General features: G+C 66.7%; 14 protein-coding genes. 12 read left to right on the forward strand and 2 right to left on the reverse strand.

Going from position 1 to position 14,211, the window contains the following annotated elements:
* Position 1: 1 nt before the first annotated feature.
* Genes cobN through cobJ form a run of 5 tightly spaced genes read left to right on the forward strand, consistent with a single transcriptional unit; the run spans position 2 to position 6,899 of the window.
* On the forward strand, positions 2-3,469 hold the full coding sequence (cobN, locus tag FHR70_RS18655) for a cobaltochelatase subunit CobN (RefSeq protein ID WP_183452970.1): 3,468 nt from the start codon (positions 2-4) through the stop codon (positions 3,467-3,469).
* Positions 3,466-4,761, forward strand: coding sequence for a precorrin-3B synthase (cobG, locus tag FHR70_RS18660; RefSeq protein ID WP_183452972.1), 1,296 nt, complete (start codon positions 3,466-3,468; stop codon positions 4,759-4,761). Before cobN ends, cobG begins: the two co-directional genes overlap by 4 nt.
* Entirely contained in the window at positions 4,758-5,390 is a 633-nt protein-coding gene (locus tag FHR70_RS18665; protein ID WP_183452974.1) for a precorrin-8X methylmutase, read from the forward strand. Before cobG ends, FHR70_RS18665 begins: the two co-directional genes overlap by 4 nt.
* A gap of 7 nt (positions 5,391-5,397) precedes the next feature.
* Positions 5,398-6,138, forward strand: a complete 741-nt coding sequence (locus FHR70_RS18670) for a precorrin-2 C(20)-methyltransferase (RefSeq protein ID WP_183452976.1) — start codon at positions 5,398-5,400, stop codon at positions 6,136-6,138.
* The gene (gene cobJ, locus FHR70_RS18675) at positions 6,135-6,899 is read left to right on the forward strand and encodes a precorrin-3B C(17)-methyltransferase (RefSeq protein WP_183452978.1); all 765 of its coding nucleotides are present in this window, start codon (positions 6,135-6,137) and stop codon (positions 6,897-6,899) included. Before FHR70_RS18670 ends, cobJ begins: the two co-directional genes overlap by 4 nt.
* On the opposite strand, the gene FHR70_RS18680 is transcribed toward cobJ, so the two are convergent.
* Complete coding sequence (locus FHR70_RS18680; RefSeq protein WP_183452980.1) at positions 6,881-7,633, reverse strand: cobalt-precorrin-6A reductase; 753 nt, start codon at positions 7,631-7,633, stop codon at positions 6,881-6,883. The genes cobJ and FHR70_RS18680 overlap by 19 nt on opposite strands.
* Between FHR70_RS18680 and cbiE the strand changes: the two genes are divergently transcribed.
* Genes cbiE through cobM form a run of 3 tightly spaced genes read left to right on the forward strand, consistent with a single transcriptional unit; the run spans position 7,632 to position 10,035 of the window.
* Entirely contained in the window at positions 7,632-8,882 is a 1,251-nt protein-coding gene (gene cbiE, locus FHR70_RS18685) for a precorrin-6y C5,15-methyltransferase (decarboxylating) subunit CbiE (RefSeq protein ID WP_183452982.1), read from the forward strand. The genes FHR70_RS18680 and cbiE overlap by 2 nt on opposite strands.
* Positions 8,861-9,265, forward strand: a complete 405-nt coding sequence (locus FHR70_RS18690; RefSeq protein WP_183452984.1) for a cobalamin biosynthesis protein — start codon at positions 8,861-8,863, stop codon at positions 9,263-9,265. The genes cbiE and FHR70_RS18690 overlap by 22 nt, the downstream gene beginning before the upstream one ends.
* Positions 9,262-10,035, forward strand: a complete 774-nt coding sequence (gene cobM / locus FHR70_RS18695) for a precorrin-4 C(11)-methyltransferase (RefSeq protein WP_183452986.1) — start codon at positions 9,262-9,264, stop codon at positions 10,033-10,035. Before FHR70_RS18690 ends, cobM begins: the two co-directional genes overlap by 4 nt.
* A gap of 11 nt (positions 10,036-10,046) precedes the next feature.
* Here the strand turns inward: cobM and FHR70_RS18700 are convergent, their stop codons facing one another.
* Positions 10,047-11,150, reverse strand: coding sequence for a cobalt-precorrin-5B (C(1))-methyltransferase (locus FHR70_RS18700; RefSeq protein ID WP_183452988.1), 1,104 nt, complete (start codon positions 11,148-11,150; stop codon positions 10,047-10,049).
* Positions 11,151-11,218: 68 nt separating this feature from the next.
* Between FHR70_RS18700 and cobA the strand changes: the two genes are divergently transcribed.
* From cobA to FHR70_RS18720, 4 genes are all read left to right on the forward strand, one after another.
* Positions 11,219-12,013, forward strand: coding sequence for a uroporphyrinogen-III C-methyltransferase (cobA, locus tag FHR70_RS18705; RefSeq protein WP_183452990.1), 795 nt, complete (start codon positions 11,219-11,221; stop codon positions 12,011-12,013).
* Positions 12,010-13,335, forward strand: coding sequence for a cobyrinic acid a,c-diamide synthase CobB (locus FHR70_RS18710; RefSeq protein WP_183452992.1), 1,326 nt, complete (start codon positions 12,010-12,012; stop codon positions 13,333-13,335). The genes cobA and FHR70_RS18710 overlap by 4 nt, the downstream gene beginning before the upstream one ends.
* Before the next feature lie 70 nt (positions 13,336-13,405).
* Positions 13,406-13,576 carry a hypothetical protein gene (locus FHR70_RS18715; RefSeq protein ID WP_183452994.1) on the forward strand — a complete coding sequence of 57 codons (171 nt, stop codon included), beginning with the start codon at positions 13,406-13,408 and terminating at the stop codon, positions 13,574-13,576.
* A 317-nt stretch (positions 13,577-13,893) separates the two neighbouring features.
* Positions 13,894-14,097: a hypothetical protein gene (locus tag FHR70_RS18720; RefSeq protein WP_183452996.1), complete on the forward strand. Its 204-nt coding sequence runs from the start codon at positions 13,894-13,896 to the stop codon at positions 14,095-14,097.
* Positions 14,098-14,211 lie beyond the last annotated feature (114 nt).

The following is a 14,211-nucleotide window of genomic DNA, read 5'->3' on the forward strand; positions in this document are numbered from 1 at the left end:
CATGCACCTCCTTCCGGTCACAACGATATCCCTTGAGGATGGCCAGGAGGCTGTTGACCTCCAGCAACCTCCTGGGGATATCGTCGTCCTGTCGTTTGCGGACAGTGACCTCGGCGCACTGGCGGCTGCCCATCGGCTGAAGGCGGGCGGACCATCGCTGCGCCTCGCATCCTTGCGCCGCCTGCGCCATCCTCTCTCGGTCGATCTCTACATCGACAATACCGCCGCGAAAGCACGCTTCGTTCTCGTGCGCTGTCTCGGCGGGCTCGATTACTGGCGCTATGGATTGGAGCGGCTGTCTGAAGCATGCCGCGTCCACGGCATCAAGCTCGCCGTGCTGCCGGGCGACGACCGACCCGATCCCCGGCTTGCAGCCTATGCCACCGTTTCGCCAGCGCTCTGCGACGAGATTAAAGCCTACTTCCAGGCCGGCGGCATCGACAACATGGGCCACCTGCTCGCACGAATCGGTGCGGAGATCGGCGAAGCAGATGCTGCCATCGAGCCGCCGCGCGCTGCACCTCGTGCCTTCGCGTGGTTGGCAGGAGGGATACTTCAAAGCAGTTCTTCCATTCACAGCCCTCATTCTGAGGAGCGGCCATCAGGCTGCGCCTCGAAGGAGGTTCCAGTGCTCTCTGGGCCATCCTTCGAGACGGCCGCTCCGCGACCTCCTCAGGATGAGAGCTGTGGGCAGAGATCCAGTAACATCGTCGAACCGGAATCCTTACTTGCGGGCCTCTCCCACGAACGTCCCCTTGCCTACCTTCTCGTCTATCGCTCCGCCATTCTCTCGGGTGATACGCATGCCATCGAAGCGCTATCAGCGGCCCTGCACGTGCGCAGCATCGAGCCCCTCGTGCTCGCGGTGTCGAGCCTGAAGGATCCGGACGCGGTGGCAATCGTCCGCCGCGCGATTCAGGCACGCCGCCCCGACATCATCATCACCACCACGGCCTTCTCGGCACGAGACGACGAGAGCTTCGTGCTAGACGAAGCCGACTGCCCGATCCTTCAGGCGATTCCCGTCGGCAGCGCCAAGGACGCCTGGGAGGCTTCGCCGCGCGGCCTCTCCGCAGCCGACCTCGCCATGCAGATCGCGCTGCCTGAGTTCGACGGCCGGATTGCCACGGGTGCCATCTCGTTCAAAGCCGAAGAGCCTGCTGACTCAGCGCTCGCCTTCTCGCGCCGGGTGCAGGCACCAGATGAAGCCGGCATCAATGCCGTCGCGGACATGGCAGCCGCATGGGTGCGCATTGCGCGGACGCCGCGCCATGAACGGCGGCTCGCACTCGTTCTCTCCGACTATCCGGCACGCGGCGGCCGGGCCGGCTTTGCGGTCGGACTCGATACGCCGGCGAGTGCCTGCACGATCCTCGACCTGCTGCGCGACGCCGGTTACGAGGCCGAGCGGGATTTCACGGCGGACGACCTCATGCCCCGCCTCACCGAAGGGGGAGAAACCTTCGAGGTTCCGCTCGCCACTTATCGCGCATGGTTGGAGACGCTGCCAAGCGAGCATCGTGGTGCCATTGATGAGCGCTGGGGCAGCGCCCAGAACGATCCTGCCTTGTCGCATGGCGCTTTCCGCTTCCGTGCCCTGCGCGCCGGCAACGTGCTTGTCGCCCTGCAGCCCGATCGCGGTCATGGCCTTGATCGCAAGAGCTCCTACCACGATCCCGAATGCCCCCCGAGCCACGGCTATCTTGCGTTCTATTGCGGCCTGAAGGCTCTGGAGAACATCCACGCGCTCGTTCATCTGGGCACCCACGGCACCACCGAATGGCTGCCCGGCAAGGCAGTGGCCCTCTCCACCGCATGCTGGCCGCGCCTCGTCATCGGAGCGATCCCGGTAATCTACCCGTTCATCGTTGATGATCCCGGCGAAGCCGTCCCCGCCAAGCGCCGCATTGGCGCGGTGACCATCGGCCATCTCACGCCGCAGACATCGGAGGCAGGCCTACACGGCGAGGCCGCTGCCTTGCGCGAACTGGTGGAGGAATTCTCCTCAGCTCAGGTGCTCCACCCCGGACGTGCGGAACTGGTCGCGCAGGAAATTCTCGAGCGTGCACAGGCGAACGGACTTTCTGCCGCCTGCGGTGTCGATGCCGGCACACCGATGGACGAGGCTTTGACCCGCCTCGACGCGCATCTCTGCGATCTCGGCGAAGTGACGATCCGCGACGGGCTGCACGTGTTCGGCCATGCACCTGAAAGCTTCGAGACCTGCAGCGAAGGCGAGCTCACGGGATTGCTGAGAGCACTCGACGGGCGTTTCGTCGTGCCCGGCCCTTCCGGCTCTCCGTCGCGCGGGCAGAATGAGGTGCTGCCCACAGGCCGCAACCTCGCGACCCTCGATCCCCGTGCAATTCCCACCCGCGCCGCCACCGAGCTCGGTTGGCGCGCGGCGGCAGAAGTGGTGCGCCGCCATCTGCAGGAACAGGGCGATTGGCCGCGCCGGATCGTGATGGACCTGTGGGCCTCGCCCACGCTCCGCTCCGGCGGCGAGGACATCGCCCATGCCCTCGCCCTCATGGGCGTGCGCCCAACCTGGGACCATGCCTCCACCCGCGTGACCGGGTTCGAGATCGTGCCGCAGCCGCTCCTCGATCGGCCTCGCGCCGATGTGACGATCCGCGTCTCCGGCGCTTTCCGCGACACCTTCCCGGACCAGATCGCGCTCCTCGACCAGGCGGCCCGCGCGGTCGCGGCGCTCAACGAGGATGACGAGTGGAATGAGCTCGCCGCCGCCCGCCGCCGCGGTGAGGCACTCTCCCGCGTGTTCGGGTCCGCACCCGGCACCTATGGCGCAGGCGTATCGGCACAGGCGCTCGACGGGGAATGGTCGAGCGGGAATGATCTCGGCCGCACCTATCTTGAAGGCACCTCCCATGCGTTTGGGGCCGGCGGCGAGGCTCGAGCCGATGAGAGCTTCCCGCAGCGTGTCGAACAGGCAGAAGCCTTCGTGCATGTGAGTGACGTGGCCGAACGCGACATCCTCGACGGCGACTCCGCAGCGGATGCCATCGGAGGCTTCGCGGCGGCGGCACAGGCGCTGGGAGTATTCCCGGCGCTCTACAGCCTCGACACGAGCCGCCCCCAGACCCCGAAAGCCCGCACTCTCCCGGAGGACGTGGACCGCCTTGTCCGCGGCCGTCTGACGAACCCGCGCTGGATCGCCGGCCAGCTGCGGCACGGTTGGCGCGGCGCGGCCGAGATCGCGCAAGGGGTCGATGCGCTCTTCGCCTTCGCGGCCACGACGGACGCCGTTCCGTCAGCGACCCTTGATCTCGTCTTCACGGCCCTGATCGCCGACGAGCCTGTCTGGCAGCAGATCGCCTCCTCCAATCCCGCCGCAGCTCAGGCTATTCGCGACCGCCTGAGCGAGGCCCTCCGGCGTGGCCTGTGGGAGAGCCGCCTCAATTCCGTTGTAGCTCTCTTCGAGGATGGCCGGAAGGAGGCCGCCGAATGAACCCTCACGCCCACATCACGCGCCGAGGCTGGTGCCCGGGCGTGCGACGCCCGATGGCAACCGGTGACGGCCTGCTCGTGCGTCTTCATCCGTTTGCCGGGAGGCTCGATGCGCGTCAGGCACGACTCATTGCCGAGGCCGCCCGCCGGCACGGCAACGGCCATCTCGACATCACCGCCCGCGGCAATTTGCAGATCCGGGGCGTGAGCGACGAGACCTATCCCGATCTGCTCGCGCTCCTCGACCGCGAAGGACTGGCCGAACCGGAGGGCGATGGTCCGCACCGCCTCACGGTGCTGTCGCCGCTCGCCGGTCTCGATCCGCTCGACAGGTGCGATACACTTGCCCTGGCGCAGGCCATTGAGACTGCGGCAGGTGGGATCGAGGGTCTGACCGCGAAATTCTTCATCGCAATCGACGGCGGCGGCGCAATGCCCCTCGCTGAGGTGGGGGCCGATCTTCGTCTGGTGGCGAGTGATAACGACGCCGTCACATTTGCCATGCCTGCTTCAAACGGCCAGCATTGGATCGGCTCATCGCCCCTCTGCCGCGCGCCGCAGGCCGTTCATGCAATCCTCTCCGGCTTCGCGGATCTGCGGCGCAAGGGCGTGAGCGAGGCGCAGCGTCTGCGGGATCTCGCGCCTGACCTCGTGTGGGAACTCGCAGCACGCGCAGCGCTCGATCCTGCCATCGAGCTGCCAGCCGGGACCGCAGCTCTCCGTGCAGGCGTCCTGGCTCTCGACAATGGATCGGCTGTTCTCCTCGCCCTGCCGTTCGGCCGCTGCAATGTCGGGCAGCTGGTTCAAGTGGCGGATAGGAGCGAGCGCTTCGGCAGCGGCGAGATCCGCCTCTCCTTCACGCGCGGCATTCTGCTGCCGATGATCGCGGAGGAGCGCGTCCCAGCCTTGATCGATGAGGCTAACCGCGCCGGTTTCATCACCGCCCCGGACGATGCACGCCTGTCTGTGTTCGCCTGCCCCGGTCGGCCGAATTGCGGCAGCGCCCAAACCATGGCTCCCGGCGATGCGCTGCGCATTGCGGGGAGCTGCGGAGACCTGCTCCGAGAGGGCGCAACCCTTCACGTTTCAGGCTGTCCGAAAGGCTGCGCCCATCCGGGCAAGGCGGACCTGACGCTGGTAGGCCGGGAGGATGGCCGCTATGAGGTCGTGCTTCATGGCTCCGCCCGCGATGCTTCATCCATTCATCTATCCATTGACGAGATCATGACCCGTCTGTTGCCTTTGAACTCTGTGGACGACCTGCGGCCCGCCTTTGCGGAGGCCCCCCGATGAGTACCTCCCGCGATTACGTCCGCGAAGGCGCAGAAATCTATCGCCGCTCCTTCGCGATCATTCGCACTGAAGCCGATCTTTCGCGCTTTACCGGCGCCGCCGAGCGCGTGGTCGTGCGCATGATCCATGCCTGCGGCATGACGGATCTGCCGCGCGATGTGGAGCTCTCACCCGATTTTGCGGAAGCCGCCGAGGGTGCCCTGAAGCGCGGCGCACCGATCCTCTGCGACGCCAAGATGGTGGCGAATGGCATCACCCGCTCGCGGCTGCCGGCGAACAACGAGGTGATCTGCACTCTGGACGATCCGCGCGTTCCATCATTGGCGGCGGAACTCGGCAACACCCGCTCGGCGGCGGCCATGGAGCTGTGGCGTGAGCGTCTGGAGGGCGCGCTCGTGGTGTTCGGCAATGCGCCGACCGCTCTCTTCCACCTGCTCGAGATGCTCGATGCAGGCGCACCGAAGCCCGCCGCCGTCATCGGCATTCCGGTTGGTTTCATCGGGGCGGCGGAATCCAAGGAGGCTCTGGCCCGCGATGGGCGCGTGCCGCACCTCGTGGTCCATGGACGGCGCGGCGGCAGCGCCATGGCGGCAGCGGCCGTCAATGCCCTCGCGAACCCGGTGGAGTGAGACGAGCATGACGAAGCATCCTATTCGCTTCTTCGGCTTGGGGTTAGGCCCCGGCGATCCCGACTACATGACCGTGCGCGCCCGCAAGGTGCTGGAGAGCGCCGACCGGCTCGTCCATTTCTGCAAGCGTGGACGCCGCGGCAATGCGCGCACGATTGCTGATGCCGTCGTCGGCCAGAACCCCGAGCGGGAGATCCCCCTCGTCTATCCGGTAACGACGGAAATTCCCGCCGATCACCCGGATTACGCCGCCGCCCTTAACCCCTTCTACGAGGAAGCGGCAGCACGGCTTCTCGCCGAGATCGAGGCTGGCCGCACCGTCGCGGTTCTGTGCGAAGGCGATCCCTTCTTCTACGGCTCGTTCATGCACCTCTGGTGGCGCCTCAAGGACAAGGTGCCGACGGAAGTCGTGCCCGCCGTGTCCGGCATGTCGGGCGCCTGGACCCGCGCCGGCGCACCGATCACCTGGGGTGATGACGTGCTCACGGTGGTGCCCGGAACGCTGCCCGAGGCAGAACTGACCCGCCGTCTCTCTGGAACTGATGCCGCCGTGGTGATGAAGCTCGGGCGCAATCTGCCGAAGGTCCGCGCGGCGCTCGCCACCGCAGGCCTTCTGGAGCGCGCGATCTATGTGGAGCGGGCCACCATGGCGGAGGAGAAGATCGTGCCCTTGCCCGATCTGCCCCAGGATTTCGACGCCCCTTATTTCTCGCTCATCATCGTGCCGGGGCAAGGGAGGCGCGTATGACGGGCCTTGTCACCATCGTCGGCCTCGGCCCGGGCGATCCGCGCCATCTCACGCCCGCCGCCTCTGAGGCGCTTGCTTCCGCCACCGATCTCGTTGGTTATGGACCCTATGTGGACCGCGCACCGGAACGGCCCGGCCAACGGCGCCATGCATCGGACAACCGCGTCGAACTCGACCGCGCGCGCTTCGCGCTCGACCTCGCCGCGAAGGGCGCCCGCGTCGCCGTGGTGTCCGGCGGCGATCCGGGCGTGTTCGCCATGGCGGCAGCCGTGTTCGAGGCTGTCGACGACGGCGATCCGGCGTGGCGCAGCCTCGACATCTGCGTGGAGCCCGGCATCACGGCGATGCTCGCAGCCGCCGCCCGCGTGGGCGCGCCGCTCGGCGGCGACTTCTGCGCCATGTCGCTGTCGGATAATCTGAAACCATGGGAGGTGGTCGAGGCGCGGCTGCGGGCGGCCCTTGCGGCTGATTTCGTCATCGCTCTTTACAATCCGATCTCATCAGCCCGGCCCTGGCAGCTCGGTGCGGCATTCAAGATCGTGGCGGAGACGCGCGGACCCGACACGCCAATCACCCTCGCACGAGCCGTCATGCGGCCGGACGAGCGGATCAGGATTGTGCAGCTCTCTGAAGTGGAGGCATCCATGGCCGACATGTCGACTGTCGTGATCATCGGCGCCAGCACCACCAAGCTCATAGAAAGATCCGACGGTGAAACGCCTTACGTCTATACGCCGCGCTTCTATGGGGTGAAACCGTGACGGCGCTCAAGCCAGTCCAGGGCGGCGTCCGCGCTCGCGACCTCCTCGACGCCGCGAGGCTTCTCCGGACGCGCCACGACGATGACGGGAAGCCCGAGCGCCCGGGCCGCCGCGATCTTCGGATAGGTCGCAGCCCCGCCGGAATTCTTCGTCACCACCACCTCGACGCGCTCGCGCGCGATCAGCGCCCGCTCGGCTGCTTCATCGAAGGGTGCGCGGTCCTGGACGGCAATGACCTTCGGCACCGGCAGAGCCTCCCCGATGGGCTCGATGGTACGCACGAGATATGTGTGCTGAGGCGCTGCCACGAAGGGCGGCAGTTCGAGACGACCGACGGTGAGGAAAACGCGGCGGGACTCGTGACCCAATTCGCCAACAGCCTCCTCCATGGATTCGACTTCAATCCATCGATCACCTTCCTGAGCGGTCCAAGGTGGACGGCGCAGGGCGAGCAGCGGGATGTGCACTTGAGCGCAAGCTTCCGCCGCGTTGCGCGACATCACAGCCGCGAAGGGGTGGGTCGCATCGATCAGCGCCTCGATCCGCTCCTGAACCAGGAAGCGCGCAAGCCCCTCCACGCCGCCGAAACCGCCGATGCGGGTCGGAATCGGCAGGGGACGCGGGTCGCTGGTACGACCGGCCATGGACAGAAACGGGCTGAACTCGGAGCGACCGGAGAGACACCGCGCGAGTGCGGAAGCCTCCGTCGTGCCGCCCAGGATGAGAATGCGCATGTGCCCCTTTTCCCCGAAATCTGAGACGGAGTCGAGCGTGACCAAAGCTCCCTGGCTCACCATCATCGGAATCGGCGAGGACGGACGCGCGGGGCTCTCCCCTGCGGCTTTGGCGGCGCTCGACCGGGCGGCCGTCGTCATCGGCGGCGCGCGGCACCTGGAGCTTGCAGCCCCCTTGTCGGCGCAGATGCAGATTTGGCCAAGTCCGTTTGCAGAGGGCTATCCACTGATCCTCGCCCGCCGAGGGCAGCCTACCTGTGTCCTGGCGACGGGCGATCCGTTTCATTACGGCGTCGGGGCTGAACTCGCGCGCCTGATCCCGGCGAGTGAGTTCGTTTGCCATCCGCAACCTTCCGCCTTCAGCCTCGCGGCCGCGCGCCTGGGATGGTCACTGCCGGATTGCGATTGCGTGAGCCTGCACGGACGGACGCTGGAGCGGATTGTTCCCTATCTGCAGCCGGGCGCCCGCATTCTCGCTTTGTCGTGGGATGGTTCGACGCCGGGGAAGCTCGCGGGACTGCTGAAGGTGCGGGGCATGGGTGCTTCGATGATCAGCGTGCTGGAGGCTATGGGGGGCCCGCGCGAGCGCATCCGCAATGCAGATGCGGATCTGTTCGATATCTCCGACATCGACCCGCTCAACATCGTCGCCATCGAGGTCATGGCATCGCAGGACGCCAACGTTGTTCCTCTCACATCCGGCCTTCCCGATTCATGGTTCGAGAATGACGGTCAGCTCACCAAGGCAGAGATCCGCGCACTGACATTGGCAGCCTTGGCACCGAAGGCCGGCGAGCTGTTGTGGGATATCGGCCTGGGCGCGGGCTCCGTCGGCATCGAGTGGTGCCTGCGTCACCCGCGCAACCGCTGCATCGGCATCGAGGAAAGACCGGAGCGGGCCGAGCGGGCACGACGCAATGCGCTCGAACTCGGCGCGACCGCGCTGGACGTCCGCATTGGGCAGGCGCCGGGAGCCCTTGCCGACCTGCCGGCGCCTGATGCGATCTTCATCGGCGGCGGCGCATCGGAGCCCGGCGTTTTTGAATCCGCCTGGGCCGCGCTCAAACCCGGCGGGCGCCTCGTCGTCAATGCCGTGACACTGGAAACCGAGACCCTGCTCGGCACGCTCTATGCACGGCATGGCGGCACGATGCGGCGCTTGGCGCTCTCGCGCCTCGAAGCCGTTGGCGGCATGCACGGCTGGCGGGCGGCGATGCCCGTGACGCAATGGGTGGTGACGAAGCCATGATCGTGGCCGGTTTGGGTTTCAGGCGCGGTGTCGAGGCCGACGAGATCGTGTCGCTCGTGGAGCAGGCGCTGGAGCGTGCGTCGCTCGCGCGTACGGCCTTGAGCAGGCTCGCGACCATCGAAGCGCTCGCTGCTCTGCCCGCCTTCTCAGAGGCCGCCCATCGGCTCGACGCTATGGCGACACCGGTTGCCGCGCCTGCCTTGTTGGCGGCAGCGCCGCGCGGGCGCACGCAATCGGCACGCTCCATCGCTGCCCACGGGGTCGGATCGGTCGCGGAAGCAGCAGCGCTCGCCGCCGCAGGATCGCACCCGAGACTCATCCTGGAGCGCATCGCCTCAGCCTCCGCCACCTGCGCCCTGGCGCGTTCGGAGACCGGCTCATGACCGTCCATTTCATCGGGGCAGGCCCCGGCGCCCCCGACCTCATCACCGTACGCGGCCGCTCGATCATCGAGCGCTGCCCCGTCTGCCTCTATGCCGGCTCCATCGTGCCGCCGGAGATCCTGTCCTGGTGCCCGCCCGGCGCGCGCCTCGTGGATACGGCACCTCTCGATCTCGACGCCATCGCGGCGGAATACGTACAGGCGCACGAGCGCGGTGAGGATGTGGCGCGGCTCCATTCCGGCGATCTCTCGATCTGGAGCGCCATGGGCGAGCAGCTGCGGCGGCTTGATGGCTTGGGCATTCCCTATACGATCACCCCCGGCGTTCCCGCCTTCGCGGCAGCCGCCGCTGCACTTGGAAAAGAACTCACGGTACCGGAGATCGGGCAATCGGTGGTGCTCACGCGTACCTCCGGTCGAGCCTCCGCCATGCCGGAGACGGAGCGGCTTACAACCTTCGCGCGGACCAAGGCGACGCTCGCCATTCATCTGTCGATTCATGTGATCGAGCAGGTGGTCGAAGAGCTTATGCCAACTTACGGCGCGGATTGCCCCGCAGCCGTGGTCTGGCGTGCATCCTGGCCAGATGAGCGGGTCATCAAAGGAACGCTCGGCACAATTGCCGCCATGGTGCATGCCGAGAAACTGGAGCGCACGGCACTGATCCTGGTGGGGCGTACTCTGGACTCCAGGGATTTCCGCGACAGCGCCCTCTACTCCACCGGTTACGACAGGCGCTTCCGGCCCAGCGCCCGCGAGGGCAACCAATGATGCGTTGCGCTTCAGGCGACTGGATGGAACGGTACGCGGCCGACGAGCCGGCCGTCGCGGTCGAACACCGTAATTTCGAGCGCGATGTCGCTGTTGCGCAGAGCTCTGGAGGCCGTCTGCCAAGCATACTGCGCCACCACGTCAGCCAGCGGGAGGCCAAGGCCCTTGGCAATTTCCAGCACCTCGAGCGCCGTGTTGGCGCCACGCGCCTGCTCCGCAAGGGAGGGCTCGGCACCGGCTTCGAGCAGGCGTTCGGACAACCATGCGAGATCAACCGCGCCGGAGCGCGAATGCAGGTCGAGGAGGCCTTGGCCGAGCTTGGTCATCTTGGCGAAGCCGCCCGCGATGGTAACCTTCGGCACAGGGTTGCGGCGCAGGTATTTCAGCATGCCGCCGGCAAAGTCGCCCATGTCGATAAGGGCATGGTCCGGCAGGTTGTAGAGCGCCTGCACGGCCTTCTCGGAGGTGGAGCCCGTAGCGCCCGCCACATGATCGAGACCACCGGCGCGGGCCACGTCGATGCCGCGATAGATGCTGTGGATCCAGGCCGAGCAGGAATACGGCACCACCACGCCGGTTGTGCCGAGGATCGACAGCCCGCCCAGGATGCCGAGGCGCGGGTTGAGGGTCTTCTGGGCAATGGCTTCGCCGCCGGGAATGGAGATCTCGACATCGATATCCATGGGCCCATCGATGCCGCGTGCAGCCTTTTCCAGGTTGTCGCGGATCATCTGCCGCGGCACCGGATTGATGGCGGGCTCGCCCGGCGGCAGGGGGAGGCCTGCGCGGGTGACCGTGCCGACGCCTTCACCGGCCCGGAAGGTTACGCCCGAACCCGGCTGGCCAGCCCGGACAGTTGCAATTACCAGAGCGCCATGGGTCACGTCCGGATCGTCGCCCGCATCCTTGACGATGCCGACCCGAGCGCCGCCTTCAATCATTTCCGTAAGCGCGAGGGAAAAGGCCGGCCTGGCTCCGCCCGGCAGCACGATCTCGACGGGATCGGGGCATTCGCCCGTCCGCCAGCCCAGATACGCCGCCTTGGCCGCCGCCGTGGCGCAGGCGCCCGTGGTCCAGCCACGGCGCAACGGTCCGGCGGGTTTACTCTCGTCCATGAGCCCTCTTACAACGTCCCTATGAATTTCAACAGCCACATCACCACCGGCTCGGCATGGAGGCCGGCATGACCGTCCTCTCCCGCCTGACGCCGCCCTTCGCGCCCGGCACGGTCTGGCTCGTCGGCGCAGGCCCGGGCGATCCCGGCATGCTCACGATCCATGCCCTGAATGCCCTCGCGAAGGCGGATGTCATCGTTTACGATGCCCTTGTCGATCCGGCCGTTCTCTCCTTCGCCCGCGAGGGGGCTTCTCTGGAATTCGCCGGCAAGCGCGGCGGCAAGCCTTCGGCGGTTCAACGGGATATCTGCGAGCGGCTGATCCAGCTCGCTCGCGAGGGAAAGCGGGTGCTGCGTCTCAAGGGCGGGGATCCCTTCATCTTCGGCCGCGGCGGCGAGGAAGCGCTGGCCTTGTCCGGGGCCGGCATTCCCTTCCGCATCATTCCCGGCGTGTCGAGCGGCCTTGCCTCACTTGCCATCCATGGCGTGCCGGCGACCATGCGCAAGACGAACCATGCGGTCATCCTCGCCACCGGCCACCCTGCCCCGGATGCAGAGATCGAATGGGTCTCGCTTGCCCGCACAGGCGCACCCATCGTGCTCTACATGGCGGTATCCAACCTCCCCTCCATCGTGCAGGGCCTCATGGAAGGCGGCTTGTCGGGCGATACCCCGGCGCTTGCCGTGCATGGAGCGACGACTTCCAAGGAGAGCATCGTGGAGGGAACGCTCGCGACCCTGCCGCGGCTTGCCGAGGACGGGCTCATCCGCTCGCCAGCCATCGTGGCCATCGGAGCCATCGCGGCCTTCCGGTCGGCCATTGCCAATCATCTGCTGGAGTTCGGCAGCGAGGCGGCCCAGTGAGCCTCGGCCCCGGCCTTCTCGTCGCCGCGCCCCGTTCGGGTTCGGGCAAGACCACCATCGTGCTCGGCCTCCAGCGGGCGCTCGCCCGGAGAGGCCTCAACGTGCGCGGCGTGAAATGCGGCCCCGATTACATCGACCCGGCCTTTCACGCGGCGGCCACCGGCGCTCCGAGTTTCAATCTCGACAGCTTCGCCATGAACCGGCCCCTGCTCGGCGCCATTGCCTCGCAGGCTGCCGGCAAGGCCGATCTCGTCATCGCCGAAGGCTCCATGGGCCTCTTTGACGGTATCCGCCAGGAGACCGGCCGCACCGGCGCGAGCGCGGACATCGCGGCTCTCTTCGGCTGGCCGGTGATCCTGGTGCTCGACGTGTCGGGACATGCGCAATCGGCCGCCGCCGTCGCACTCGGCTGTTCCCGCTTCGACCAAAGGATCCATGTGGCCGGCGTGGTGCTGAACAAGGTCGCAAGCGACCGCCACCGCAGACTGGTGGAGGATGGCATGGCCCGCATCGGCCTTCCCGTTCTCGGCGCCCTCATGCGCAACCCAGATCTAGCCCTGCCGGAGCGCCATCTCGGCCTTGTTCAGGCAGGTGAGACCGAGCAGCTCGACGCCCGGCTGGAACGCTTGGCGGATGCGGTGGAAGGTGCTGTCGATCTCGACCGGCTCATGGCTCTCGCCCGCCCGACGCAGCTCGAGAGCCGTGATGACGCGCTCCCCCTGCCACCGCCAGGCCAGCGTATCGCGCTGGCGTCCGATCGGGCCTTCTCCTTCATCTACCCGCATGTGCTCGCCGGCTGGCACAAGGCAAGGGCCGAGATCGTGGCCTTCTCGCCTCTCGCCGACGAGCCTCCGCCGCCTGACTGCGACGTCTGCTGGTTACCCGGGGGCTACCCGGAACTGCATGCGGGCCACATTGCGAACGCCGCTCGTTTCCTCGGTGGCCTGCGGAGCTTCGCCAAGAGCCGGCCGGTTCATGGGGAGTGCGGCGGCTACATGGTCCTGGGCCAGTCGCTGGAGGATGGCGATGGCCATGTCCATGCGATGGCAGGCCTGCTGCCGGTCGAGACGAGCTATGCCAAGCGGCGGATGCATCTCGGCTACCGGGTCGCAGATCTAATCCACGACGGCGTGGTTGGACCGGCCGGCACGCGTCTCGTCGGCCATGAATTCCACTATGCCTCCGTCACGCAGAGCGAGATGTCCGGAGACGCAGCCTTCGCCAGGATCGAGGATGCGGAAGGCAACGATCTAGGCACCGCCGGCCATCGCAGGGGGCTCGTGACGGGCAGCTTCTTCCATGTGATCGCGCGCAGTGGTTAGCCAATACCAAGCCTATCCGTGAACCACCTGGGAGGGCGGGAGTTGAACAGGACCAGACAAGGAGTTCATCATGCGCCTGAAACTGATCCTGCCCCTGGCCGCCCTGCTCGCCCTGTCCGCCTGCGGTGACGACGGGCCGGATGAGACCGGAAGCACGGACGACACCACCAATCAACCGGCCCAGACGATGCCCGCCAACCCCACTGCGCCGAGCCGCCCGGCCGGACCGCCGGCACAATAAGCAGAGTGCTGCTTGCCGAAATCCCGAATACCCCGAGGCGACGACGCTGAGCGCGCCTCGGTCATATCCCATGTTAATGCGCCTGCGACGGCTCCGCAGTTTATTCAAATCCGTGACGGCCGTAATGGGACGGCATGATGCCGCGGCAGGGAGCAAGGGACAAAACCGTCATCCTTTTGCCTCAGGCTTCCGGCTTCATCAGATCAACGCGTAGAAGGAAGCAAGCGGGGATCCGAGCTTGACAGTTGTAGACGGCAGATCGCGTGGCGATCCTGCTGGTATCACGCTCCCCTGCTTCGAAGATTGTGGAGGCACTCATGAACGAGGCATTCCATATCGGACAGCTTGTCCGGATCAGCAGACCCGCCTCAGGCTATGCGGATCACCGCATCTACTGCATCGTCTGCCTGGTTTCAAAGGCGGACGGATACGCCGTCTTCCGGGTCAAGAACACGGTAGGGGTCGAGCGCCTCGTCAGGGCCGATGAAATCGAGCCTGCCGCCCTCACGGCCGTTCCTTAGACGAACCACCTGAAATTCTGGTCAGCAGACGCACCTGCCGGGAACAGATCTCCGGCGGCGTATTAGCCCATGGTAGCGGATGATGGCACCTTGCCCTCCCTGGACCGGCGCGAC

This window comes from Microvirga lupini (assembly GCF_014191055.1).
In the GTDB taxonomy this organism is placed as follows: Bacteria; Pseudomonadota; Alphaproteobacteria; order Rhizobiales; family Beijerinckiaceae; genus Microvirga; species Microvirga lupini_A.

Coding starts and splice junctions, on each gene's coding strand:
- cobN (WP_183452970.1), top strand. CDS start 2: ATGCACCTCCTTCCGGTCACAACGATATCCCTTGAGGATGGCCAGGAG.
- cobG (WP_183452972.1), top strand. CDS start 3,466: ATGAACCCTCACGCCCACATCACGCGCCGAGGCTGGTGCCCGGGCGTG.
- FHR70_RS18665 (WP_183452974.1), top strand. CDS start 4,758: ATGAGTACCTCCCGCGATTACGTCCGCGAAGGCGCAGAAATCTATCGC.
- FHR70_RS18670 (WP_183452976.1), top strand. CDS start 5,398: ATGACGAAGCATCCTATTCGCTTCTTCGGCTTGGGGTTAGGCCCCGGC.
- cobJ (WP_183452978.1), top strand. CDS start 6,135: ATGACGGGCCTTGTCACCATCGTCGGCCTCGGCCCGGGCGATCCGCGC.
- cbiE (WP_183452982.1), top strand. CDS start 7,632: ATGTGCCCCTTTTCCCCGAAATCTGAGACGGAGTCGAGCGTGACCAAA.
- FHR70_RS18680 (WP_183452980.1), bottom strand. CDS start 7,633: ATGCGCATTCTCATCCTGGGCGGCACGACGGAGGCTTCCGCACTCGCG.
- FHR70_RS18690 (WP_183452984.1), top strand. CDS start 8,861: ATGGGTGGTGACGAAGCCATGATCGTGGCCGGTTTGGGTTTCAGGCGC.
- cobM (WP_183452986.1), top strand. CDS start 9,262: ATGACCGTCCATTTCATCGGGGCAGGCCCCGGCGCCCCCGACCTCATC.
- FHR70_RS18700 (WP_183452988.1), bottom strand. CDS start 11,150: ATGGACGAGAGTAAACCCGCCGGACCGTTGCGCCGTGGCTGGACCACG.
- cobA (WP_183452990.1), top strand. CDS start 11,219: ATGACCGTCCTCTCCCGCCTGACGCCGCCCTTCGCGCCCGGCACGGTC.
- FHR70_RS18715 (WP_183452994.1), top strand. CDS start 13,406: ATGCGCCTGAAACTGATCCTGCCCCTGGCCGCCCTGCTCGCCCTGTCC.
- FHR70_RS18720 (WP_183452996.1), top strand. CDS start 13,894: ATGAACGAGGCATTCCATATCGGACAGCTTGTCCGGATCAGCAGACCC.